This is a genomic window from Actinacidiphila yanglinensis (assembly GCF_900107965.1).
In the GTDB taxonomy this organism is placed as follows: domain Bacteria; phylum Actinomycetota; class Actinomycetes; order Streptomycetales; family Streptomycetaceae; genus Actinacidiphila; species Actinacidiphila yanglinensis.
Genome location: NZ_FNVU01000015.1, coordinates 1 through 22,734 on the forward strand (window position 1 = coordinate 1; position 22,734 = coordinate 22,734).

22 protein-coding genes and 2 pseudogenes are annotated in these 22,734 nt (G+C 71.0%); 5 read left to right on the forward strand and 19 right to left on the reverse strand.

Going from position 1 to position 22,734, the window contains the following annotated elements:
• Both C4U44_RS28075 and C4U44_RS43495 read left to right on the forward strand, forming a co-directional pair.
• A partial coding sequence (locus C4U44_RS28075; RefSeq protein WP_322973689.1) for a PP2C family protein-serine/threonine phosphatase occupies positions 1-492 on the forward strand: 492 nt, incomplete at its 5' end.
• Positions 455-637, forward strand: coding sequence for a SpoIIE family protein phosphatase (locus tag C4U44_RS43495; RefSeq protein WP_322973693.1), 183 nt, complete (start codon positions 455-457; stop codon positions 635-637). The genes C4U44_RS28075 and C4U44_RS43495, both read left to right, overlap by 38 nt.
• A 116-nt stretch (positions 638-753) precedes the next feature.
• Here C4U44_RS43495 and C4U44_RS28080 read toward each other — a convergent pair whose 3' ends face one another.
• The 12 genes and pseudogenes from C4U44_RS28080 to C4U44_RS41670 all read right to left on the reverse strand — a co-directional run bounded on the left by C4U44_RS28080 (position 754) and on the right by C4U44_RS41670 (position 11,233).
• Positions 754-2,361 (reverse strand): phytoene desaturase family protein, encoded by a 1,608-nt coding sequence (locus C4U44_RS28080; protein ID WP_103888857.1) that lies wholly within the window; start codon positions 2,359-2,361, stop codon positions 754-756.
• A 100-nt stretch (positions 2,362-2,461) separates the two neighbouring features.
• The gene (locus C4U44_RS28085; RefSeq protein ID WP_103888858.1) at positions 2,462-2,932 is read right to left on the reverse strand and encodes an SRPBCC family protein; all 471 of its coding nucleotides are present in this window, start codon (positions 2,930-2,932) and stop codon (positions 2,462-2,464) included.
• A gap of 370 nt (positions 2,933-3,302) precedes the next feature.
• Positions 3,303-3,824: pseudogene (locus C4U44_RS28090) on the reverse strand (HAD family hydrolase); the annotation flags it as partial.
• A gap of 248 nt (positions 3,825-4,072) precedes the next feature.
• Positions 4,073-4,585 (reverse strand): DUF6328 family protein, encoded by a 513-nt coding sequence (locus tag C4U44_RS28095; protein WP_103888859.1) that lies wholly within the window; start codon positions 4,583-4,585, stop codon positions 4,073-4,075.
• A gap of 176 nt (positions 4,586-4,761) precedes the next feature.
• Positions 4,762-6,396 (reverse strand): CYTH and CHAD domain-containing protein, encoded by a 1,635-nt coding sequence (locus tag C4U44_RS28100; protein ID WP_103888860.1) that lies wholly within the window; start codon positions 6,394-6,396, stop codon positions 4,762-4,764.
• 471 nt (positions 6,397-6,867) lie between these two features.
• Positions 6,868-8,673, reverse strand: a complete 1,806-nt coding sequence (locus tag C4U44_RS28105; RefSeq protein WP_103888861.1) for a complex I subunit 5 family protein — start codon at positions 8,671-8,673, stop codon at positions 6,868-6,870.
• A gap of 4 nt (positions 8,674-8,677) precedes the next feature.
• Positions 8,678-9,025 carry a sodium:proton antiporter gene (locus C4U44_RS28110; RefSeq protein WP_103888862.1) on the reverse strand — a complete coding sequence of 116 codons (348 nt, stop codon included), beginning with the start codon at positions 9,023-9,025 and terminating at the stop codon, positions 8,678-8,680.
• The gene (locus C4U44_RS28115; protein WP_103888863.1) at positions 9,025-9,774 is read right to left on the reverse strand and encodes an MnhB domain-containing protein; all 750 of its coding nucleotides are present in this window, start codon (positions 9,772-9,774) and stop codon (positions 9,025-9,027) included. Before C4U44_RS28115 ends, C4U44_RS28110 begins: the two co-directional genes overlap by 1 nt.
• On the reverse strand, positions 9,771-10,130 hold the full coding sequence (locus C4U44_RS28120; protein ID WP_103888864.1) for a Na(+)/H(+) antiporter subunit B: 360 nt from the start codon (positions 10,128-10,130) through the stop codon (positions 9,771-9,773). The genes C4U44_RS28115 and C4U44_RS28120 overlap by 4 nt, the downstream gene beginning before the upstream one ends.
• On the reverse strand, positions 10,127-10,423 hold the full coding sequence (locus C4U44_RS28125) for a monovalent cation/H(+) antiporter subunit G (protein ID WP_160145117.1): 297 nt from the start codon (positions 10,421-10,423) through the stop codon (positions 10,127-10,129). The genes C4U44_RS28120 and C4U44_RS28125 overlap by 4 nt, the downstream gene beginning before the upstream one ends.
• Before the next feature lie 37 nt (positions 10,424-10,460).
• The gene (locus C4U44_RS41665; RefSeq protein ID WP_160145118.1) at positions 10,461-10,760 is read right to left on the reverse strand and encodes an MrpF/PhaF family protein; all 300 of its coding nucleotides are present in this window, start codon (positions 10,758-10,760) and stop codon (positions 10,461-10,463) included.
• On the reverse strand, positions 10,757-11,233 hold the full coding sequence (locus C4U44_RS41670) for a hypothetical protein (protein WP_160145119.1): 477 nt from the start codon (positions 11,231-11,233) through the stop codon (positions 10,757-10,759). The genes C4U44_RS41665 and C4U44_RS41670 overlap by 4 nt, the downstream gene beginning before the upstream one ends.
• Before the next feature lie 303 nt (positions 11,234-11,536).
• Here C4U44_RS41670 and C4U44_RS28135 point away from each other — a divergent pair.
• Positions 11,537-11,896: pseudogene (locus C4U44_RS28135) on the forward strand (response regulator transcription factor); the annotation flags it as partial.
• A 153-nt stretch (positions 11,897-12,049) separates the two neighbouring features.
• Here C4U44_RS28135 and C4U44_RS28140 read toward each other — a convergent pair.
• Together C4U44_RS28140 and C4U44_RS28145 are read right to left on the reverse strand one after the other, a co-directional pair.
• A complete protein-coding gene (locus C4U44_RS28140) occupies positions 12,050-14,062 on the reverse strand; it encodes a SpoIIE family protein phosphatase (RefSeq protein ID WP_103888868.1) in 2,013 nt (670 codons plus the stop codon).
• Positions 14,063-14,318: 256 nt separating this feature from the next.
• Positions 14,319-16,580, reverse strand: coding sequence for an NEW3 domain-containing protein (locus C4U44_RS28145; protein ID WP_103888869.1), 2,262 nt, complete (start codon positions 16,578-16,580; stop codon positions 14,319-14,321).
• Between the two features lie 637 nt (positions 16,581-17,217).
• Here C4U44_RS28145 and C4U44_RS28150 point away from each other — a divergent pair.
• Entirely contained in the window at positions 17,218-17,979 is a 762-nt protein-coding gene (locus C4U44_RS28150) for a chloramphenicol phosphotransferase CPT family protein (RefSeq protein WP_200823437.1), read from the forward strand.
• 314 nt (positions 17,980-18,293) lie between these two features.
• Here C4U44_RS28150 and C4U44_RS28155 read toward each other — a convergent pair whose 3' ends face one another.
• Positions 18,294-18,734, reverse strand: coding sequence for a VOC family protein (locus C4U44_RS28155; RefSeq protein WP_103888870.1), 441 nt, complete (start codon positions 18,732-18,734; stop codon positions 18,294-18,296).
• A gap of 230 nt (positions 18,735-18,964) precedes the next feature.
• On the opposite strand from C4U44_RS28155, the gene C4U44_RS41675 reads away from it, so the two are divergent.
• Positions 18,965-19,117: an NUDIX hydrolase gene (locus C4U44_RS41675; RefSeq protein ID WP_160145120.1), complete on the forward strand. Its 153-nt coding sequence runs from the start codon at positions 18,965-18,967 to the stop codon at positions 19,115-19,117.
• Here C4U44_RS41675 and C4U44_RS28160 read toward each other — a convergent pair.
• The 4 genes from C4U44_RS28160 to C4U44_RS28175 are packed head-to-tail and all read right to left on the reverse strand — an operon-like array spanning position 19,114 to position 22,706.
• Entirely contained in the window at positions 19,114-19,782 is a 669-nt protein-coding gene (locus C4U44_RS28160; protein WP_103888871.1) for a response regulator transcription factor, read from the reverse strand. The two genes, C4U44_RS41675 and C4U44_RS28160, sit on opposite strands and share 4 nt — an antisense overlap.
• Positions 19,779-20,939: a sensor histidine kinase gene (locus tag C4U44_RS28165; RefSeq protein WP_103888872.1), complete on the reverse strand. Its 1,161-nt coding sequence runs from the start codon at positions 20,937-20,939 to the stop codon at positions 19,779-19,781. Before C4U44_RS28165 ends, C4U44_RS28160 begins: the two co-directional genes overlap by 4 nt.
• Positions 20,940-20,955: 16 nt before the next feature.
• The gene (locus C4U44_RS28170) at positions 20,956-21,783 is read right to left on the reverse strand and encodes an ABC transporter permease (protein WP_103888873.1); all 828 of its coding nucleotides are present in this window, start codon (positions 21,781-21,783) and stop codon (positions 20,956-20,958) included.
• Positions 21,780-22,706 carry an ABC transporter ATP-binding protein gene (locus C4U44_RS28175; RefSeq protein WP_103888874.1) on the reverse strand — a complete coding sequence of 309 codons (927 nt, stop codon included), beginning with the start codon at positions 22,704-22,706 and terminating at the stop codon, positions 21,780-21,782. The genes C4U44_RS28170 and C4U44_RS28175 overlap by 4 nt, the downstream gene beginning before the upstream one ends.
• Positions 22,707-22,734: the final 28 nt, after the last annotated feature.

Consider the following 22,734-nt stretch of genomic DNA (forward strand, 5'->3'; position numbering starts at 1 on the left):
CGCCTGCACCGCGAGACCCAGCGCATCGCCGAGCGGCTCCAGCGCTCCCTGCTCCCGTCGCTGCCCGACATCGCGCCGCTCGGGCTCGCGGCGGGGTACGAACCCTCGCAGACGACCGCCGAGGTGGGCGGCGACTGGTACGACTGCTTCGTGCTGCCGCAGGGCGACATCGCGCTCATCATCGGCGACGTCACCGGCCACGACCTGCAGGCCACCGTGACGATGAGCCAGCTGCGCAACATGCTGCGCGGGATCGCCTGCGACCGGCAGGAGCCGGCCGGCAAGATCCTGGGCCGGCTGGACCGCGCGAACCACACCCTGCACCCGTCGACCACCGCCACCTGCGTGTACGCCCTGCTCAAGGGCGAACCGGGCGGCCCGTGGGTCGTGGAGTGGTCCCGGGCCGGGCACCCTCCCCCGCTGCTCATCCCGCTGCCCCCCGGGATCGACGCTCCTGCTCTACACCGACGGGCTCGTCGAGCGCCGCGGTGAGGTCCTGGAACGCGGCATGACCCGGCTGCGTCGGGAGGCGGCCTCCTGGGCCGGGGAATCGGTCGCCACTCTCGTCGAGGAACTCCTGCACGGCCTGGGCGCCGACGCTGACGACATCGCGCTGCTGGCGGTGCGGGTGCCCTGAAGGCCCAGGCCGGGCTACGACGAGCAGGTCTGCAGCGATGGTCAGGCGGGCGCAGCCTGGCGTACGGCGTGCAGCGCCGGACGAGCCGGTGCGGTCCGCGATCGAGCGGGCGGCTGTCAGCGGCGGGAGGTCAGGGCGCGCTGCACAGAGCTGACAACGGACCGCGGGATCGGGCCGCGCAACGCCGCATGCGCGGCGTTGGCACCTGGTGCTCCGTGGACCCCGCCGCCGGGATGCGCCCCGGAAGATGCCAGGTACAGGCCCTTGACGGGAGTCTCGGGGCGTCCGGTGCCGGGTGTGGGCCGGAAAACGAGTTGCTGGTGAAGGGCGGTGGTGCCGCCGTTGATCGCGCCGCCTTCCAGGTTGGCGTCCCTCGCTTGCAACGTCGGCGGGGCCAGGATGCGGCGGGCCCGGATACGGGCGCGGAAGCCGGGCGCGTACTGCTCGATTCGTGCCTCCATCCGGTCCGCCATGGCCTCCTGCTCGCCACGGTCCCAGGTCCCGGTCAGGCCGTCGTCCCCGGCGTCGCTTCTGATCTCCTGGGGGACGTGCGTGTAGGCCCACGCGGACTCCGTTCCCGCGGGAGACCGGGTCGCATCGGTGGTAGTCATCTGCCCGAGCAGCAGGAAGGGCCGGTCCGGGACGTGCCGGACGGCGATCTGCGCGGCGTAGCGGGTCAGGTCGTCCACACCGTCGGCGAGGTGCACGGTGCCCGCACGGGCAGCCCCCTCGGACGTCCAGGGGATCGGGCCGTCCAGGGCCCAGTCGACCTTGAACGTGGAGAAGTCCCACTGGAAGGTGCGGCGCAGGTCCGCCACAAGCCGCGCGGGCAGGTGCTCGGCGCCGACCAGTTGCGTGAAGAGTGCGGGTGCGGAGACATCTGCGAGTACCGCTCGCCGGGCGCGTACGGCCTCGCCGGTCGCGGTCCGCACACCGAGCGCGCGGCCGCCCCGCACCACGACCTCGGTGACGCGCTCGCCGCACCGCACTCTCCCGCCCTGTCGCTCCAGACGCCGGACCATCGCCTCGGTCAGCGCGGACGCCCCTCCGACCGGCACGGGGAACCCGTGCCGCTGGGCGAGCATGGACATCAGCCAGCCGAAGCCGCCACCGATGGCGGACTCCGGGGACAGATCCGCGTGCAGCGCGTTGCCGGCCACCAGCAGCCGACCGCCGTCCCCCGCGAAGTACTCCTCGCCGAGCCGCCGTGCCGGGAGCATCATCATGCGAGTCAGGCGCAGCCCACCGGCCGCCCGGACCTTCGCGAGGAGCCGTACCCCGCTGCGGATCGGCGGGAAGGGCGCGAACACGCATCCCAGCAGGTCCTCCCCAACGTGGTTCCACAGTCCGTACAGTTCCCGCCAGGCGTCGCCGTCCTCCGGCGCGAAGGACTCCAGGCTGGCGGCGGTGGCGTCCGGATCGCGGTCCAGGACGGCGCAGCGGCCGTCGGGCAGCGGGTGGGCGAGCACGCTCGGCGCGTGGCTCCACCGCAGCCCCTCGTCCTCCAACCGGAGGGCGGCGAGCGCGGGGGAAGCGACCGCCAGGGGATAGAAGGAACTGAACACGTCGCTGACGAAGTCCGGGTGGACGTCATGGTCGCTGTGCACCGCCCCGCCGGGCTCGGGCTGCTCTTCCAGGACCTCCACGCTCCAGCCGGCGTCCGCCAGGAGGTTCGCGGCGACCAGACCGTTCGGGCCTGCCCCGATGACCACCGCGTCCGGCATGACGTGCTCCCGTTTCCTCGGTCCTGGTGGCGGACGTCGCCCGCCTGCCGCCCGTGCGTGGGCCGGTCGGAGCCCGGGAGGGCGTCGTGCCCACGAACGGTCACTTGACGGTGTGCAACGGTTCCCGGTCACGGGGGGTGCGCTTTTCGACGACGTCGGCGAGCCGCTTGAGCATGCTGCGATGCCGTAGTTGGAGGAAGGCGTCCACGACGACGTTGTGCAACGAACCCGCCGCGCCCCGCAGGGGGTGCTCATCGATGATCACGCCGCTGTCCTGCTCGCCCCACGGCCGAACCTCCAGGGCGATCCTGGCGGAGCCGAAGGGACCGCTGTCCGCCTCCAACTCCAGCAGGTGCGGGGCCTCGGAGCGCCGGACGACCGTACGACCGTGACCCTTCCACGGTCCGAGCGCCACCTGGTAGACGAGGTCGGCGCCGAGCCGGGGCCACTCCCCCTTGCTGGAGGCCGAACCGGCGACACCGACCACCCACTCGTGGTAGCGCCGTGGATCGGCCAGCACCGCCCAGACCTGCTCCGGAGTGCGTTCGATCAGCTGGTGCCGGATCGCCATCGGTCCTCCCAAAGGACTTCATCCTCCGCAGGGAGGTGACATGCCGTTGTCCGGCATCCGCCGGACCAGCGTAGAAAGGGTCGGCTGAGGCCGCTTCGCGGGAAAGTCCGTCCGGGTGGAGGCACCAGACGCCCGACCGCTCCCCGCTCGGCAGGCCAGGACTCCCCGGCGAAGCGCCGGGGCAGTCGGCCAGGGTCACTTTCCGCCGGAGGGCCCCGCAGGGATGCTGTCGTCGAGGTGGTCGAGGAGATCCGCCGGGGATTTGTACACCCTCTCCATTCCCGCCTCGCCCTACCCCTGCCGAGCAGCCGCCGGCGACCAGTCCCAGGCAGCGGACTCCCGCCTTGCGGGCGGCCTTCGCGTCCCACACGGCGTCGCCGACGAAGACCGCGCGCTCGGCGGGGACCGCCGCCCGCTCCAACGCCCTCTGGACAAGATCGGGAGCCGCTTTGCTGGACGACAGGTCAGAGGAAGTAGTGATCGCGTCGATGGCCTCGTCCGCGTCGAGCGCACGGGTCATCACTTCCGCCTCCTCCTGCTTGGCAGACGAGGCGAGCACCACGCGCCATCCACGCACGGAGCACTCTCGTAGCAGGGCGGACGCACCGGGCAGCGGAACAAGCCGGGACCAGTACTGCGCATAGAGGGTGTCGTGCGCGGCGCTGAGGGTCTCGTCCGCGCCCCGATCCCGGTCCTTGCCGAGCAGTTCATCCAGCAGGTGGTCGCTGCCCATCCCGATGTACCGGTGGATCCGGGCCATAGTCGCCACCGAGCCCTGCTGCCTCAGCGCCTCCCACCACGCGACGGTGTGCAGGTACACGGTGTCCATCGAGGTGCCGTCCACGTCGAAAAGCACCGCTCCGCGAACGTCCTCGCCAAATTCCTCGGGCATGGTCACCTCTCGTCCTCTCCGGTCCAGGTCCTGAAGATGTGCTGTGCGCGCCGCGCGGAGAAGCCGGGGTCGCCCCAGGCGTGCACCGTCGGCCCGACTGCCCGGGCCTGCTTAGCCGCCACGGCCACGTCCGACAGACGCGGCTGCCGCCAAATCGCCAACTGATCTCGCATCGTGGGGACTTCACCGCAAGACGCCGTGAGCCTTCCTCCGCTCAGACCGCACACGTTGCCCGACGCGCCGCGCCGTCAGGACGTGTTGCGGTGCCGGGCCCACAATGGCAGCACGAACCAGCACAGGACGAACCACGCCGCCATCGCGCCCACCAGCCAGCCCGCGACCGGGTCGCGTACGACCACGCGCAGTACCAGCAGAAGCGACGACGCCATGGTGCACAGCAGCAGCACCAGGCCCAACACAGTCAGGCGGGACGCCCATGCCACCGTTTCCGGCTTGAGCCGGCGTCCGGTGAGCAGCCGGTGTATCGAGACGGGCCCGACCAGAGCGCCAGTGGTGGCCGCGCCGAGGATGACCGTCACGACGTAGATGTCCCGGTCCGTGGCGGTCAGTTGGGTGAAGCGCTGCTGGAACGCGACCGTCAGCAGGAAGCCGAAGAGGATCTGCACGCCGGTCTGCGCGACCCGCAACTCCTGGAGCAGGTCCGTCCAGCGCCGGTCCGCGCGCTCCTCGGGGGTCTCGGTCCGGCCGGCACCGCCGCCCGGACCGCGCGGGTCGTCGTCCCGATCATGTCCTGCGGTCATCGCAGCCCTACTCCGTTCTCTGGCTTCCTGTTGTCGCTGCGTCCACACCCGGCCGACGCGCCAGGCGGTTGCCGACCCGACGGAGCCGCTCTCATCGTTCATCTCCGGCTCCTGCAGGCGACACCGACGCACGGGGCCGGCAGTGCGGAAGCCCGGGACGGAGGCAGGCCCCTTCCTCAGTACGGGCGCAGCCGCCGCCACATCGACGGGAGGGCATCGAGCGCCGCGGCGGCGCGGCGTTCCTGCTCGGCGTGGAGCCGGCCGTAACCGTAGGTGTCCGCTCCCCGCCGGCGGGCGCGCGCGGCGAGGTCGGGAAGTTCGGCCCGGGCCACGACGGCGTCCTGGTGCGCGCCGAGCACTCCCTGGAGGGCCTTGGCGCGCTTGCGGTACTTGTTCGCCCTCTTACCGGAATAGGGCAGTGCGGTCTCCGCGGAGTGACGTGCCCTGCGGACGGCCTTGCGGGTCTGATGCAGCGCCTTGTCCCGCGGCGGGCCCGCGGGGGCGTCGGCCGCGGTCCTCATCCGGCGCGAGAGGCGGCGGTGGTTCCGTGCGGCGACCTTGCGCAGGTGCTTCGCCGCCGGCCGGCGGCTCCTGCCCGGGCGCAGCGGGGGCTCGGTGCGCAGCCCGTCGAGGGCGTCGAGCAGCGCGAAGTAGGCGGGCCGGTCCAGCCACGCGGCCGCCGAGCGGTGTGCCTCGGCGTAGCGCGCGGCCTCCTGGCCGGCGATCCGGCCGGCCAGCGCGCGCTCCTGAGGTTCCGTCAGTTGTGCCGCCTGCCGGGGCAGATCGGCCGCCAGCACCTCGTGGTCGCGGGCATCGGCCAGCGCCCGGGTGAGACGGCGCAGCGCGACGGCGACGGCATCGGTACGCCGGCGGTCCAGCAGCGGTCGGTTGTCGCGCAGCAGGTTACGCAGGCGGCGGCTGGTCGTACGCATCCGGTGCACCGCGTCGGGTTCGTCGGCGCGGACTGCGGCGTCGGTCTCCAGGAGGATGTCGGTCTGCTCCGACAGCCGCCGCATGAAGCACTCCCCGGCCGTGCCCGGGCGCGGCCGGGACGGCGGGGCGGCGTCCGGCGGCAGGGACAGCGCGGCGCCCAGCGCGTGGTCGAGCTTGCCGGTGCGCGCCGGCCGGCTCCAGCCGTGCGCGTCGAGCCAGCGGTCGGCGGCGCCCAGCAGCCGCTCGTCGCCGCGCTCCTTCTCGACCTCGACCTCGGACCAGTGCACGACGCGGGTGCTCGTGCCGCTTCCGTCCGCCCCGGACCCGCGGGGCGCGGTGTCCCGCGCGTCGGTTCGGCGGGTGGCTCCGGCGCGGGAGTCGGCGGGTTCCGGGCCGGCGAAGTGCATGGCGGCGGTCCGGAGCCGCTCGACGTCGAGGATGTGCGCGTCGACCTCGTCCTCGGCGACCTCCGCGAGGGTGCGGCCCTTCCGGTCCAGCAGCAGGTGCCGCCGCCGGTGGGTGCGCAAGTGCGCGACCGGGCCCAGCCGGTGGCTCCGCGTGTACGCCCGGACCCTACGGTCGAGTTCCCAGGGGACCTCCCCCGGCTTGCCGGCCCGCAGCGGCGCGTGGACCTCGCGCCTGCCGGCGCTCGCGGGCAGCTTCAGGTGCCAGCCCTCGTCGTGGCCCCCGCGGCGCCGGCGCAGGGTGATCCCTCGGGACAGCAGCCGCAGGTCCGCAGTGTCGTAGTACACGGCATCGAGCTCCTCGCGCGGCGCCTCCGTCACCTGCGCCACCTTCGGCAGCGCGTCCAGACGGCCGGCGTCGAGCGGGCCCGCTCCTTCGAATGTCACTTCCTGTTCGAGATGGGTTGCCGTCATACAGGGCGCCTGCCCGGCCATGCCAGAACTGAACGCCGCCCTGGTACGTGGACGGTCCTGATCGCTTCGCCTCACCAGAGCAACGTTGCACCCCACGGCGGCGGCGCGCCTCCTCGGACACTGCGCGCAATCCGCGCATCCCGTCCGGCGGAGGGGGCACCCGGGGGTCAGCGCCGCCAAGCGGCGGGTCGCAGGTGCGTTGCCTCGCGCAAGCAGGCAGCGGAGATCCAGCCAGCCCCACGACGATGCCCCGGGCAGCTTCACGAGGGGCGCGGGCCGCCACGAGACCTGGTGCGAGGTGACGACGGGATGACCGTTCCCATGGACCGCCGACGGGAGAGGGCGCTGAGGCTGCCCGGTGTCTACGCCCCCCCAGCACGACACCCGGCTGCTGATCCGGGCCCTCACCTGGCGCAGGGCACGGACGTCCTGGACATCGGCACCGGCAGCGGGGCGCTCAAGACCACGTGGTCATGTCTGCGCGGCGAGCACCACACTCAGCACTGCGACCCCCACGGCCAGCCATGCGAGGTAGTCGCCAAGGTGACCGGAATGCAGCCGGCGGATCGCGGCGACCGCCGTACGAAGCGGACGCTCCGGGCGCGGGGCCCAGACGGCCAACGTCGCAAGGAGAACGGCGAGCGCGGTCGAGGCGAGGCCGAGGAGCACACCAACGGTGGTCCACGCCGAGGACGGCGGCCGGCCGGTGACGGTGGACGCCGCGCCGAGCACGGCGTCGCGGTAGGCGGCGGCACTGGTGAAGGCGCGGGCACCTCGTGCCAGGGCGCGCGAAGCTGCGGGCAGGCATCCCAACGTGGCGCAGAGTCCGATCAGAAGCGCGGGTACCACGATCATCATCGGCGGAATGGCCCGCCGCGGGTCGCGGACCTCGGGTTCCTCGCCCTCACCCGACGTCTCCGCCTCGTCCGGGCGACTGCGGGGAACCGGACCGGCGCCCCAGAAGATCCGCAGCCCCGCGCGAAGCACCGCGGCGCCGGTCACCGCGGAGGCCGCCACGTAGACGGGGAGGAGCCATCCGTCGGAACCGGCGGCGGCCTCCTCACTCAGGGCCTTGCCCAGGCTGGTGCCGAACGGCGGGAACCCGGCGAGGGCGAGCGCGCCCAGCACGAAGAGGACCCCGGCGACCGGCAGATCGCGGGCGCGGCCGTGCAGTCCGTACTCGTCGACGGACCCGTGCCGGTCGAGCAGCACCCCGGTAAGCGCGAACAGTGCCGCCTTGGCGCATCCGTGCGCGGCCACGTAGAGGGCGGCGCCCGCCGTGCCGCCCGGTGTCAGCAGGGCGAGCGCGGCCACGAACAGCCCGGTGTGGCTGATGGTGGAGAAGGCGAGCATCCGCTTCAGGTGCCGCTGCTGCCAGCACATCAGGGCGCCGACCAGAGCGGTGAGCGCCCCCAGCGCGGTGAAGGTGTGGCGGAACGCGTCGTGCGGCACGCCTCCCGGACCGGAGAAGACCGTCCAGTAGACGCGGGCGACGCCGTAGACGCCGAGTTCCACCATGACGCCGGACAGCAGCATGCACACCGGTGTCGGCGCGACGGCGTGAGCGTCGGGGAGCCAGAAGTGGAAGGGCACCACGGCGGCCTTGACCAGCATCGCGGTGACGACCAGGACGAAGGCGGTGACGACCAGCAGGTCCGCGTGGTCGTGGCGGTCCAGTTGGCGGCCGATCGCGGCGAGGTCGAGCTGCCCGGTGCGTGCGTAGAGCATGCCGATACCGAGCAGGGAGCAGTACGCGGCGAAGGAGTTGACGATGCCGAAGGTGATCGCGCCCTGCAGCGGGCGGGGGTCCTCGATCCGGTAACCGGTCAGCGCGTAGGCGGTCGCTCCCATCAACTCGAAGAAGACGAAGGCGTTGAAGAGGTCGCCGGTCAGCGCGAAGCCGACCATGCCCGCCTCGAAGAGCAGCACCATCGCGGGGAACACGCCGGCGCGCTCCCCGCTGGGCTCGTCGAAGTACCGCCAGGAGTAGACGACGACCGCCAGGACCAGGCAGGCGGCGAGCAGGGCGAGCCCGGCGCCGAGCGGGTCGGCGACGAGGGCGATGCCGACGTGTGCCGGCCAGCCGCCCAGCCGGGCCGTGGCGACACCGCCGGTGCGCGGCCACAGCAGCGCGAGGCACACGACCTCGCCCGCGGCTGCCGTGGTCGCCAGGACGTCGCAGCCGGCCCGCGGGAGCACCCGGCCGGCCACCGCCAGCAGCGCCGCGCCGAGCAGGGGGATCGCCACCGCCACGGGCAGCAGGACGGCGGCGGTCACCCCGTCAGCCCCGCAGCCCGGTCAGGGCCTGGGGGTCGACGGTCCCATGGCGCTTGCGCAGTTGGATGGTCAGCGCCAGTAGCAGCGCGGTCACGGTCGCCCCGACCACGACGTCGGTCAGGGCCAGGGCCTGGACGACGGGGTCGACCAGCGGGCGGGAGCCGGGCCGGAGGTCGGAGAAGACGGGCGCCGTACCGTGGTCGCGGTATCCGACGGCGAGGAGCATGACGTAGGTCGAGGACTGCGCGACCGCGAGGCACCCGACCGCGTGGATCAGGTTCCGGCTGGTCACCAGTCCGTACAGGGCCACCAGCAGGATCCATCCGGCGGCAAGATAGGGCCACACACCCATCAGCGTTCCTCCTTTGTCTCGCCCGGTCCGGTGATCTCGACGGCCTGGTCGAGGAAGTGCGCGAGCAGCACGATCACACCCGAGGCCACCTCGACGCCGACCGCGGCGTTGAACAGCGGCACCGTTCCTCCTGACGTGATCGTGTTGAAGGTCCCCAGCGGCAGCACGTTGCGCAGGAACGCGCCGCCCGCCGCGAGGCAGGCAAGGCCCATCGCGGTGAACGAAGCCGCCGCCAGCGAGTCGGCGACGTCCAGCACGGCCAGCGGCCGCAGTCGCTCCAGCACGCGGTAGTCGGCGGCGACGTAGCCGAAGTGCAGCGCGGTGGCGAGCACCACACCGCCCTGGAACCCGCCGCCCGGGCTGAGTTGGCCGTGCGCGACGACGTACACCCCGACCACCAGCGCGACCGGGAGCAGCACCGTGCCCAGCAGCCGCGTGGTGGGCAGCACCCGTTCCGACGCGGCGGGCCGCCGATGCTCGTCCCGGGCCAGGCGCAGCAGCAGCGTCGCCCCGAGTACGGTGCCGAACAGGATCGACTCCTCGCCGAGGGTGTCGAAGGCCCGGACGTCGAAGTTGACCGACGACACGACGTTGGCGGTGCGGTGGGCGAGGGCCGCGGCCACCGCCCGGTCCCCGTACGGGTGGGAGGCGCCACCGGACCGCGGCATCTCGGTGCAGGCGACGGCGAAGAACGCGGCGATGACCAGGGCGGCGGCGCCGAACAGCAGCAGCCGAGTCCGGGAGCTCATGCTCCGCCCCTGCCCGGCGGGCGCCGTTCGCCCGGTCCGAGGTCCGGATCCGGCTGCCCGCCCGGCTGTTCCGGACTGCCGGGCTCTTCCGGGCCGCCGGGGTGGGTGTCCGCGTCGCGTATCGGACGGGACACCTTCCGGACCGTGAGCAGGATCAGCAGCGGCGTCAACGCGGTCCCGACCGCGATCTGCGAGAGGGCGACGTCCGGCGCCTGGAGGACCGCGAACAGAACGGCGAGGCAGAGGCCGAGGGCTCCGAGCACCACGGCCTGCCTGGCCGGTTCGCGGCACAGCACCGCGAGCGTGGCGCAGACCACCACCAGCGCCAGCGCGACGCCGACCACGACCTCGTTCACCGCTCCCCCCGCTTCTCCGCCTCGGACGTCACCTTTCCGACGGCGATCGCACTCGCGGTGCCACCCGCGGCGAACACCAGCCCGATCAGCAGCGACTTGACGGCCGCGCGGCCCGCTCCCTCCTGGAGCGCCACCGCGACGGCCAGCAGGGGAAGTCCCAGGCAGGAGGCCGCGGCCAGCGCGTGCAGCCGCATCAGCGGCCCTCGCAGCCGTATCAGCGCGGCCACCGACAGCAACACGCTCGCCACTCCCGCCCACAGCAGCACCAGGACGGCGATGTGCGTTCCGCTCATCGGCATGCCTCCCCGCTCGCCCGATCTCCCGGGCGGGTCACGATGTCTCCCGTACGGACTCTCGTTCCGGTCCCTCGCTGTCGTACGGCCGTCCCGCGACGAAGCGGGTGAAGACCAGAGTCCCCGCGGGCGACAGGACCGCGAGCACCAGCGCGAGGTCCTGGTACGACGGCCGCGCGTACGCCTGGGGCAGCACCATGAACACGGCGCCCACCACGGTCGACAGCAGCGACAGCGCCGTCAGCCGCCGCACCGCCGAGCCGCGGGCGACGCCCCACAGGCACACCGGCCCGCCGGCCGCCAGCAGGACCAGCGCGGCCGCCTCCCAGGCGTTCACCGGGTCCTCCCGCGTCCGGTGATCGCCCGCTCCACCGCAGACGGACGGCGCCGCAGGGCGTGCACCTCCACCCGGTCCTCGCCGTCCGGACCTTCGGTGATCGCCAGGACGCAGCTGTCGGGCGACGCGGCGAGGAGCAGGGCGACCGAAGCGGTGCGCGTGCCCTCCTGCAAGGTGGCGACCCGCGTTCCCGCCGCGCATCCGCCGCCGTGCAGCACGTCGCGTGCCAGCACCCCGCTCCCCCGCACCAGCGACCACGGCAGGGCCAGCACGCCACGAAGAGTCGCCGCGCGGGGCCGCCTCGCGCGCGGGGTTCCCGGCGCGGCCGGCACCGCGCGGCGGATGCGGCACGCCGCCAGAGCGCCGACCGTGGCGGCGGCCCCCGCCACGGCCAGTTCGACCGCGTCTACCCGACCGATCAGCATCACTTGCGTCGCGAACAGGGCACCCCACCACGCCAAGGCCTCGACCATCGCCGTACGCACCGTTCGGCTTCGCCTCCTCCGCCCGCCTGTTACTCGCCGCCTCGCATTCTCGGGCCAGGCGGCGGCACGGCCCGGGGAAGCAACCCGGCCACGCCGGACACCACCCGTACGGCCCCCAACAGGCCGCCCGCCCGCTCCTGCCGGATACCCGGCCACGCCGCGCACACGCACGAACAGACCGCCCGACCGAGCGGCGTAGGATCAGTGGAAGGGCAAGGACGGACTGCCCGGTGACCATGGCCGAACTTCCTCCGTGCCGACACCCCCGTGCACGCGAGCTGGCCCTGTTTTCCCCGAGAGCTGATCCAGGCCGTGCGGATCGTCGCACGGGGCGACTCGCTCCTGTCTCCCGGTGTCACCCGCCGCCTCATCGCCGACATCGCCGCCAAGCTCCGGACCGACTCCCGCACGACGGACTACCGGATCGACCGCCTCACCGACCGGGAACGCGAAGTGCTGGCACTGGTCGGCCGCGGCCACTCGAACGACGAAATCGCGGCGAAGCTGCTCCTCAGCCCCCTCACCGTCAAGACCCACGTCAGCCGCGCCATGACCAAACTCGCCGCCCGCGACCGCGCCCAACTCCTCGTCATCGCCTACGAAACCGGGCTCGTGACAGTAGGAGAGTCCCCAACACCTGGACAGCACTGACCCCGCAGCACCGGAGACTGCCGGGGCCGGAAGCGCACACGCACCACGTCGAAGATCAGCCGGTGGCCGTTCGTCTCTGCGGACACCAACCTGGACGCCGAGGCAAACCCCCGGATCAGGTCCAACCCGCTGCATCACCTCCGAAGACGCAAATCACGGTGCGAGGGGTAGTGTGCGTGCGAGCAGCAGGGCGACGTCGTCTTCGGGCTGCTTTCCGGCCAGTGTGGTGTCGATGACCTGGGTGCAGAGGTCTTCCAGTGTCGTTGCCGGCACGGCGAGGGCGGTGCGCAGTCGGTCCAGTCCGTGGTCGATGTCGGCCTCGCGGGTTTCGACCAGGCCGTCGGTGTACAGCGCGATCAGGCTTCCCTCGGCCAGTTCCATCTCGACTGAACGGTAGTCACCCAGCCCGACGCCGATGGGCGTTCCAGGGGGTAGACGGACGAATTCGACGTTCCCGTCGGGGGTGACGATGGCCGGCGGGGGGTGCCCTGCGCTGGCCATGGTGCAGCGCCGGGTCGCGGGGTCGTAGACGACGTAGACGCAGGTGGCTCCCACGCTGGGCGAGGTGAGCTCCTCCTCGGGTCGGTCCCGCGCCAGACCGACGACGAGTTCGTCGAGACGCGCGAGCACTTCCTCCGGGGGCAGGTCCAGGTTGGTCAGGGTGTTGAGCACCATGCGGAGCCGGCCCATGGTCGACGCCGCGTTGATGCCGTGGCCGACGACGTCGCCGACCATGAGGGCGACCCGGTTGCGCGACATCGGGATCGCGTCGAACCAGTCGCCGCCGACGCCTCCGTGCTTGTCCGCGGGCAGGTAGCGCGAGGCCACATCGACCGCGTCGCCGCTGTGCAGGATGTGGGGCAGCAGGTCGCGCTGCAGAGCGAGAGCCGCGGTGCGCTCGCGGCTGTAGCGCCGGGCGTTGTCCAGGGACAGGGCGGTCCGCGCCGCCAGTTCCTCGGCGAGAAAGACATCCACGCTGCTGAAAGGGGCCTGGTTCCTGGACCGCAGGAAGGAGACGATGCCGAGCACCTTCCCGCGCGCTTGGAGAGGGACGATCATCAGGGAGTGTATTCCGAACTGACGGAAGACCCTGGCCCGGTCGGGGTCGTGGTCGCGCCAGGTTCCCGGGATGGAAGTGTCTATCACCGGCTCGAAGTGGGGTTCTCCGGAATCCCTGACGTCGGTGTAGGGGGAGGACGGAGCAACGAGCACCGGCATGCCGCGCTGCCAGAGGGCCTCGGGAACGCCAGGGTGGATGGAGGCCATTCCGCCACGGTAGAAGGCGGGAATGCTGGCCTCCGTGGAGCTGAGGCGCTCCAGCGGCTCTTGTTCCCGCACGACGAAATCGGCGAGGTCGACCGTGACGAAGTCCGCGAGCGTCGCCACGGTGGTGTCGGCCAGCTCTTGTGCGGTGCGCATGACATCGAGCGTGGTTCCGATCCGGGTGCCGGCCTCGACCAGGAGCCCCAAGCGCTGCCGCGACCAGCTCTCGCGAATGTCCTCGACCGTCAGGCACACGCCCAGCGCCCGGCCGTCCCCGTCGTCGAGACGGAAGAAGGACAGCGACAGCTCGGGGTCTCCTCCTGCCGGGGGATGCATCCACACCAGATCCATGGACGGTGGGCCGCCGTCGAGGATCCGCCGCATCGTGTCCTCCAGGCGGTGCCCGCGCCCGGGTGGCAGCAGGTCCGGGAGCCGGTCCCCCACCCGCGGACCGCCGGGCATGAAATCCATGCCCGTGAGCGTGTCGTTGTACCAGGTGCAGCGTAGATCGAGCCCCCAGAACGCCACACCTGTCGGAGCGTGCCCGAAGAGTGTCTTCAGCATCCCGGTATCCAGGCCGGAGCGGGGACCCGCCTCGACAGGGGCAGCTTCCCACGCGAGCCAGTCCTGGTCGGTTTCGCCTGTGGGAAGAGGAGTGACGCGAAGATCCACCATCTGGCACCCCCCGTCGCGCTGTCTGAGCGCTACCGGTCCGGACCAGCTCCCCGAGGCGGTCAGCGGACCGGCAGGCCTGGACTCGCCACCGGTCGTCAACAGCCGATCGGCTGGACGGCCCGTTGCCTCGGCGGCGGAGTAGCCCCACAAGCGCTCGGCGGCCTGCGTCCAGCGGAGCACAGTGCCGGCATTGTCGATCAGGGCCATCAGCTCGTACGAGCCGCTCACCTGTTGCTCTCCTACGATCCCATAGGGTCATCGACTGGCGGGCGGCAAATCCGCCCAAGACATTTCCTCTCCCGCCAGACTCGCACAATGTCGGGCATCACGCACAATGCCCTGCGCACATTCCCCCATGACTGCGGTGCCGTGATCGCCGTGTTCGCCGGCACTGGCGTGGCTCCTCCCGGCTGCCGTCCCCCGCGAAAGCGGACTCCCCGTGCTCCGGTGGGTCCGGAGCACGGGGAGTTCGTGGTCGGGAGGGTCAGCTCGTGGTGAAGGAGTCGAAGTCGGCCTCGCCCGTGCTGCCCGCGGAGTGCGCGGTGGCGAAGACGCCCACGTCCTGCGTGGCAGCGGCCTGCGGGACGCTGACGCTGCCGACCTGGGTCCAGGTGGAGTCGTCGGTGGAGTAGGAGCCGGTGAAGGTGGTGCCGTTGCGCACCAGCTTCAGCCAGACGGGCGTGACGGCCTGGTCGCGGGACTGGTTGGAGTCCAACTGCCCGTTGCCGTGGCTGTCCCACTGGAGGGCGTAGCCGTTGCCCGGGGTCACGGCGAGGATGAGGAAGCCGGGGGAGCCCGAGGCGTTGGTGATGTCGTTGCGCACCATGATGCCGGCCTTGGCCCACGGGTCGGTGTTCGTCTGCGCGGTCACCTTGACCACGGTGGTGGATCCGTCGTGCTCGGCGCCCGGCTGGTAGATCGCGCCGTACTCGTTGGTGCTGCCGTAGACGTCCGATCCCTGGGCGCGGATGCCCAGCTGGGTGCCGGACCGGCCGAAGCCGGCCGTGGTGGAGGCGAACGTCTTGTACGGGGAGCCGACGGGCTTGGCGGCGTCCACGGTGGCGCCCGCCGTGGCCTGCTCGCTACCGGAACGCGAGGTGTACGTCACCTTGGCGGTGACCGCGGCGGTGTCGAAGGGGCCGGGGCCCGCGGGGACGGTGACGGTGAACGGGTACTCCACGGTGCCGCCGGAGGGCACCGAACCGAACCGGACGGGCGCGGCCGGGGTGACACCCGCTCCCTTGGGCGCGCCCAGGGTGAGGGTGACGTTCTTCAGCGTGTTGGCGCCGTAGTCGGTGAAGGTCTCGGTGAGCGGGACCGGCGAGCTCTGGGTCGGGGCGTCCAGGCCGCCGACGGTGAGGGCAGTGCTGGGCGGCAGCGTGGCCGAGGCCTTCTTCAGCGGGGTGATCCGGTAAAGCGCGACGCCGTGGCCGGGCACCACGGAGGCGACGGTGCCGGCGGACTCGGTGGCCTGGTGGGTCCACAGGTCGGTCAGCGAGTAGTCGGGAGCCGCGGGCAGGCCGAGCGCCGGCGCGGCGGCGGACACCAGCTTGGGCGCGGAGCCGGTGTTGAACAGGCCGACCACCGTGTCGCCGTTCGGCTCGGTCTTGGCGAAGACCTGGGCAGCCCCGTCGGACGAGATCCGCTTGGCGTCGATACCGTCCTGGTCGACGCCGAGCACGTCGCGGTTCTTCAGCAGCGCGAGGTCGGCCGGGTCCAGGTGGGTCAGGTCCGTGCCGAGTGTGAGGGGCGCCGCGGCCAGGGACCACAGGCTCATCTGCGTCTTGCGCTCGTCGGGGGTGAGCCCGTCGTTGGCGCCGTTGCCGACTTCGAGGGAGTCGTAGTCGTTGTAGCCGCCGGGGCCGCCGTAGGGCGCCCAGGCCGCGACCTGGTCGAAACGGGAGGAGATCGAGGACCATGACGTCAGCGGGTAACTGCTGCCGTTCGCACCGCAGTAGCACTCGATGTCGCCGCCGGTGCGCCAGCCGTTGGCCAGTTTCTTCCAGGTGGCGGCGTTGTTGATGTCCAGGTTGTTGGACAGCTCCAGGTGGATGGGGCGGCCGGTCTTGCGCAGCGCGTCGGACCATGCCTGCACGTCCTGCTGGTCGGGGGTGCCGACGCCGTCGATCTTCAGGTAGTCGATGCCCCAGCCGGCGAACTGGTCGGCCCAGGAGTTGACGAAGTCCTGCGCGCCGGGCTTGGAGTAGTCGATGCCGACCATGCCGCCGCAGTTGTAGTTCGCCTCGCCGGTGGTGGTGGCGATGTCGTCGGCGTGGTAACTCGTGCCCTTGATCGGGGTGTTCTGCGCGACGGCCTGCTTGGAGATGCCCGGCGTGACGTACAGGCCGAACTTCAGGCCGAGGGAGTGCACGTAGTCCGCGACGACCTGGATGCCGTTCTCATCGCCGCGCGGCGGGAACTTCGTCTCGTCGGTGACCCAGCGGCCGTACTGGTCGACGTCCGGGCCCTGGGAGCCCGGGCAGTGGTACCAGAAGTCGTCCACGTTGGCGTAGACGTAGCCGTCGTTCGCCAGGCCGCTGGTCTTGAGCGCCTTGGCCTGCGCCTCGATGACCGCGGCCGTCGGGTGCGACCGCACGAAGCTCCAACTGCTCCAGCCCAGAAGGGGCTTGGCGCCTACGCCGTTGTCCTCGGCGTGGGCGGCCGGCGCGGCGGTGACGGACAGGCCGGCCACGGCCAGGAGCCCGCCGGTGAGCGCGGCCAGCAGGCCGCGCACAGGTCTCTTCATTGAGCTCTCCTCGATTCGGGCATCCTCCACGGCGCGGGCGGGACGGGTCCGCGGGGGGCGGGCCCTGGCAGGCGGCACCGGCGATGCGGGGGAACGTGGGGGGAGCACGGCGCCCCCGCATCGTGGGATTCGGCCGCGCCGCAGGATCAGGCGCGGGCCGGGAGGTGGTCTGGTGGGTGGGTGTCGCCCCGCGTCCTCACGGTGGCGTCCGTACGGTGGCGTCGTGCGGTGCCGTCCCGCCCGCACTGTTCCTTCTTGAGCAGCGTCTCGACCATCAACCGAACACAATCAAACGTGACGCGTCAGATATCACCAAGAAGTTGAAGGCGTGTCAAGATCCCCGTCCGTTCTCGTTTCCGTACAACGGAAGGGCCCGCGGGGCGCCGGCCGCGCTCTCCTTCGGACCTCGTAAGGGTCAGCGCGGCGCCGGGATGTTCGCGCAGCAGGGGTGGTCGTCGCCGGGCGAGGCGGCGGTTTGCCTCAGAAGAGATCGGCCCGTGGCGACTTTGGCGCGGGCGGGACGCTGTACGCCACGGCGAACCTCCAGGGGACGCCGAGGCGAAGCACGAGCGGGAGGGCGAGCGGCCGGTAGAGGCCGGTGTCGTCCTAGGCCTGCAGGCCGGCCGCGAGCACCGTCGTGGCGCACAGCACGACGGCGGCGGCCCTCACGCACAACATCCAGGCGGCCGCGGCGGGTGCGCGGCGTCGTGCGTCGGAGGGCCGCACCGTCGTCGGTCGGGGCCGATACGTTGGCTGGATGGGAGCCTCTGTGCAGGATGACCGCCCGGGTCACGTGATCTTTCTCAACGGCACATCAAGTTCCGGTAAGACCACGTTGGCCCGCGCGATCCAGGAAGAGAGCGATGTGCCGTACCTGTACTGGGGCATCGACACGCTGTTTTCGATGGTGCCGGAGAAGTGGGCCGGTGCCCGCGGTGGGCACTTGAGCTTCGAAGGGTTCCGCTACGACCGGTCCGAGCATGACGAGGACGGCCGTCAGCTGATCTGCGTCCGGTACGGCGACGTCGGACGCCGGATGCTTACCGCCGCCTGCGCGTCGGTCGCCACACTGGCGCTCAAGGGCTGCAACGTCGTGGTCGACGAGATGCTGCTGCATCCCGATCTGCTGGAGGATTGGCTCCAGGCGCTCGCCGACGTAGAGGTCCATCTCGTCGGGGTGTACTGCCCGATCGATGTGCTGGAGGAGCGGGAGGCGGCACGGGGCAATCCGGCGGGCCTGGCGAGGGGGCACCTGCGGACCGTTCACGCCCATGAGGCGAGGTACGACCTCAGGGTCGATACCAGCAAGGTCTCCGCGCAAGAGTTGGCGCGCACGGTTCTTCGGGCTCGCTCGCAGGCAGTAGCAGCGGGGCACCTCGGCGGCGGGCCGCCGCCATGACGGGCGGGGCCCGCCACCGTCCCGAAGCACTCCTCGGCGACAAGGCGTACGACTTCCGGCCGTCCGCCGGCAACTGCGCAAACGCGGGAGCATGCCCGTCATCTCCCGCGAAGGCTCCCCGAACATCGAGGGCCTGGGCCGACTCCGCTCCCTCGTGGAACGGACCTCGGTCCGGGCGAGCACGCATATCCTGCCCACCTTGATGAAACCCCCGGTGCCGCTCGTTCCTCCACGGAGCCGGCTGACCGGAAATGAAACACACAACGACGAACTGAAGGTCCATTTGTCCGGGTGCACGATCCCTTCGGGGAACGTCAGCCGAGTTGCTCGGCCAGTCCGACAATGATGCCCTCCGGACCGCGGAGGTAGCAGAGCAGATAGCTGTCCTCGAACCGGGCGATCTCGCCCACGAGCTCTCCGCCGTGAGCGCGCAGACGGGCAACGGTGTCCTCGATGTCATCGACGGCGAACATGACGCGGTGCGTGCCCACGATGTTGTGCGGCCGGTCGCGCGGCCCGGCGCTGATCACCGCGGGACTGCGGTACTTCGCGAGCTCAAGCCTGCTGTGACCGTCCGGCGTCCGGACCATCGCGATCTCACAGCGCACGCCGTTGAGCCCGGTGCACTGGTCGGCGAAGGGGCCCTCGATCTCCGCCCTTCCTTCCAGCTCCATTCCGAGTTCCACGAAGAATGCGACGGCGGCGTCCATGTCCTCGACGACGATGCCGACGTTGTCCATCCGGAGAATCGCCATATTGGCCTCCCTGCCTTGGTCCGGCCACGGTGGCCCTATCTCCCTGTGAGACGGAGCCGCCGGGCTGTTTTCGACATCCTCTGCCCCATCATCTTTCAGGACCGAGGAGTAGGCCGCAGCGCCCGAAACGCTCCATCCCGTGTGGGGGAAGGACCGCGGTCCCAAAGGGTCGGGGAGGTCGAGGGAGGCTGCTTCGGTACCGGTCACCACCCCGGATCGGCCGGACGCTGGTGCCCCTGGCCAACGACCGTGGCCAGTACGTGCTGCGCCTGCGGGACGCCAACAAGCCGATCTGGGCGAGGGGATGCTGGACGCTGTCCGGCGGCGGCGAACCAGGAGAGACGCTGGACGCGTGCGTCCGCCGTGACTCGCAGGGATCCTAGTTGCTCGGTGTGGTCAGTCCGTTCTCGTAAGCGAAAATGACCGCTTGGACCCGGTCGCGCAGGTGCAGTTTCGCGAGGACCCGAGCGACGTGTGTCTTGACCGTGGTTTCCGACAGGACGAGCTGGTCGGCGATCTCCTGATTGGTGAGGCCGGACGCCATCTCCGTGAACACCTGGCGTTCGCGCTGCGTCAGCGGCGAGAGGACATCCTTCGGGGGGACGCCCTCCTTCGTGGCGTGGAAGGTGCCGGCGTAGGCGTCGAGAAGTCGGCGGGTGGTGCTGGGCGCGAGAATGGCATCGCCCCGGGCCACCGTCCGGATGCCCGCGAGGAGTTCCTCCGTCCTGACGTTCTTGAGCAGGAAGCCGCTGGCGCCGGCGCGCAGGCCGGTGAAGGCGTACTCGTCGACGTCGAAGGTGGTCAGGATGAGTACCTTGACCTCGGGCAGATGGGCGGCGATGTGACGAGTGGCTTCGATCCCGTCCGTTCCCGGCATGCGGACGTCCATGAGAACGACGTCCGGCCTGAGCGCCGCCGCCTGCTCGATGGCTTGTGTGCCGTTCGCCGCCTCGCCCACGGTTTCCATGTCGGTCTGCGCGTTGACGATCATCTTGAAGCCGTGACGCAGCAGATCCTGGTCATCGGCGAGCAGCACCCGGATCGTCATGCGACACCCGCCGGGTCGGTCAGCCCGAGGTCGGCGAAGACCTCCCAGCCGCCGCGGACCGGACCCGCGTGGAAGCTGCCCTCGTAGAGAGCGGACCGTTCCCGCATCCCCGCCAGTCCGTGTCCGGTCACCGTGTCGTCCGGCGGCGTGCGGGGGTCACCGTCGTCCATGACCCGAATCCTTACGCGATCGTCCCGGTAACCGAGGGACACGATCACCCGCCGGACGTTGCGGCCGTGTTTGAGCACGTTGGTGAGACTCTCTTGGACGATGCGGTAGATGGTGAGCTGCGTGGTCGGTGCCAGGTTGCCCGGGTCACCGGAGATCGCGAGTTCCACTGTCAGGCCGGCCGATCGGACGATGGAGATCAGGTCCGTCAGTTGCGCGGTGCCGGGCTGGGGTGTGAGATCCGCGGGGTCGGTGCTGCGCAGGACGCCGAGCATGCGCTGCATCTCGGCCAGGGCCTGACGTCCGACATCGGATGCCTGGGTGACGGTGTCCCGGACCGTGTCATCGGAGGACGTGGCGGCGACCGCGTCGTTGAGGGTGATCATGACCGCGAGGCTGTGGGCGATGACGTCGTGCATCTCGCGTGCCATGCGGGTGCGTTCCTCGGCCACGGCGATCCGGGCCCGATGGTCGCGGTCGCGTTCGGCTGTCTCGGCTCGCTCGATCATCGATGCCAGGTAGGCCCGCCGGGTGCGGACGTAGAGGCCGATGACCAAGGCGGCGGTGACCGTTCCGGTGGCCATCACGCCCGACAGCCACTGGTGCGGCTTCGGCGTCCATCGTGCCACGGCCATGACGACGCCGGCCTCGCCCACGAAGAGGGCCGCAGCGAGCAGCCAGCGGCGTCGCTCCCAGGCGCCCAGGGAGTACAGCATGATCAGCACGGCCAGGTCGGCGTTGGCCACCACATCGGCCAGCCACTGCGTCAGGCAGACCGCGGCGATCAGAGCGGCGGCCGTGGCCGGCGCACGACGGCGCAGGGCGAGCGGCGCGGCCAGGGCCACGTCCCAGTACGGTGCGTAGACGCTGCGGACGTCGGGACCGAGGACGTCGGCCAGCACGGCGGCCAAGGCGACGCCCACGGCCAGCGTCAAGTCCTGTAGCAGATGGCGTGCTGCCGGTGTGACGCCGACGCGGCCAGGGAGCATGATCTCAGTGTCCCACTCAGGCGTCGCGGCGATGCAGGGAGAAAGCTGCCGCGACGATCCCGGCGACCACCCAAGCGCACAACACGAGCACGCCCGCTCCGGGGGAAAGATGGGGGGACTCGGGCTGCGCAACAGCGAAGGCCTCCCCTGCCTGCGACGGAAGGAACTGCGCGATGTGCCGGCCCGTCGATGCGAACAGGCTCAGCAACTCCGGCAGGACAAAGAGCAGGGCGAAGAAGCTGACCAGGGAGCCGGGGGTCGAGCGCACCATCCAGCCGATCATTCCTCCGATGACCCCGACCAGCACCATGTAGAGGCTCGTGCCCAGCACGATGCGCCACACCCCCGGGTCGGACAGCGAGAAGCCTGTGCGGTAGTGGCCGATCAGTGCTTGCGAGGCAACGAAGGTGATCACGGTGATCGTGGTCATCGCCACCGCGGTGACCACGAAGAACACCACCAGCTTGGCGCACAGTACCGGGAGACGCTTGGGGACTGCCGCGAACGTCGAGCGGATCATGCCAGTGCTGAACTCACTGGAGACGAACAGCACACCCAGTGCCCCGATCAGCAGTTGCCCCAGGAAGAAGCCCTGCAGTGTCGCGGAGGACGAAAGGTCGTTGGCGTCCTGGTTGCCCGTCAGATGGCGTGTGTTGTAGGCGACGATCAACCCCACGGCCAGCATGCCGATCACGGCCGCGCCGAGCACCGTCCAGGTCGAACGCAGACTGCGCCACTTGATCCATTCGGCCTTCACCGCCCGCGCGAGGGTGATCGGTTGGCTGTCGACAGCGGTCCGAGGAATCGGGAGTGCGGCAGGGGCGTCGGTCGTGGCGGTACTCATGCGGCAACCTCGGTGTCATCAACGCTGGAACGGTAATCGATCGACTCGTCGGTCAGGGCCATGTACGCCTCTTCCAGGGACGCGGCGTGAGTGGCCAGTTCCAGGAGGGTGATTCCGGCGCCCGCGGCGGTCACACCGATGTGGTCGCTGGTGAGGCCCTGCACCTCCAGCGTCTGCTCCGCGACGTTGCGGACGGTGACGTCGGCGCCGGCCAGCAGGTCGGCGAGCCGGCCTGCCTGCGGGGAACGGACGGTGACGACATCGGCGGACGCGCCGGCGATGAACTCCGCCATCGACTGGTCCCGCAGGAGTTTGCCCTTCCCGACCAGGATGATGTGGTCGGCGGTCAGCGCCATCTCGCTCATCAGGTGCGAGGACAGGAACACGGTGCGACCCTCGCCGGCCAGCCTTTTGAGCAGGTTGCGAATCCATCGCACCCCGTCCGGGTCCAGCCCGTTGACCGGCTCGTCGAGAATCAGCGTCCGCGGATCGGCCAGCAGTGCCGAGGCAATACCCAGGCGCTGCCCCATGCCCAACGAGAAACCACCGGCGCGCCGACCGGCGACGTCGCCGAGCCCGACCATCCCGATCACCTCATCGACCCGCTCCGCCCCGATCCCCGCTGTCGCAGCCATCGCCAGCAGATGATTACGAGCCGATCGGCCGGTGTGCACCGCCCGGGCCTCCAGGAGCGCCCCGACCTCGGCCAACGGGCGACGGTGCTCGGCGAACGGCTTGCCGTTGACCGTCACCGAGCCGGACGTGGGGCAGTCGAGCCCCATGATCATCCGCATCGTCGTCGACTTCCCGGCGCCGTTCGGGCCGAGAAATCCGGTGATCACACCCGGCTTGACGGTGAACGTCAAGCCGTCGACGGCCAGCTTCTCCCCGTAGCGTTTGGTCAATCCCTCGGCCTTGATCACGCGTCCTCCAGCAAGTTGTCCGACTGCT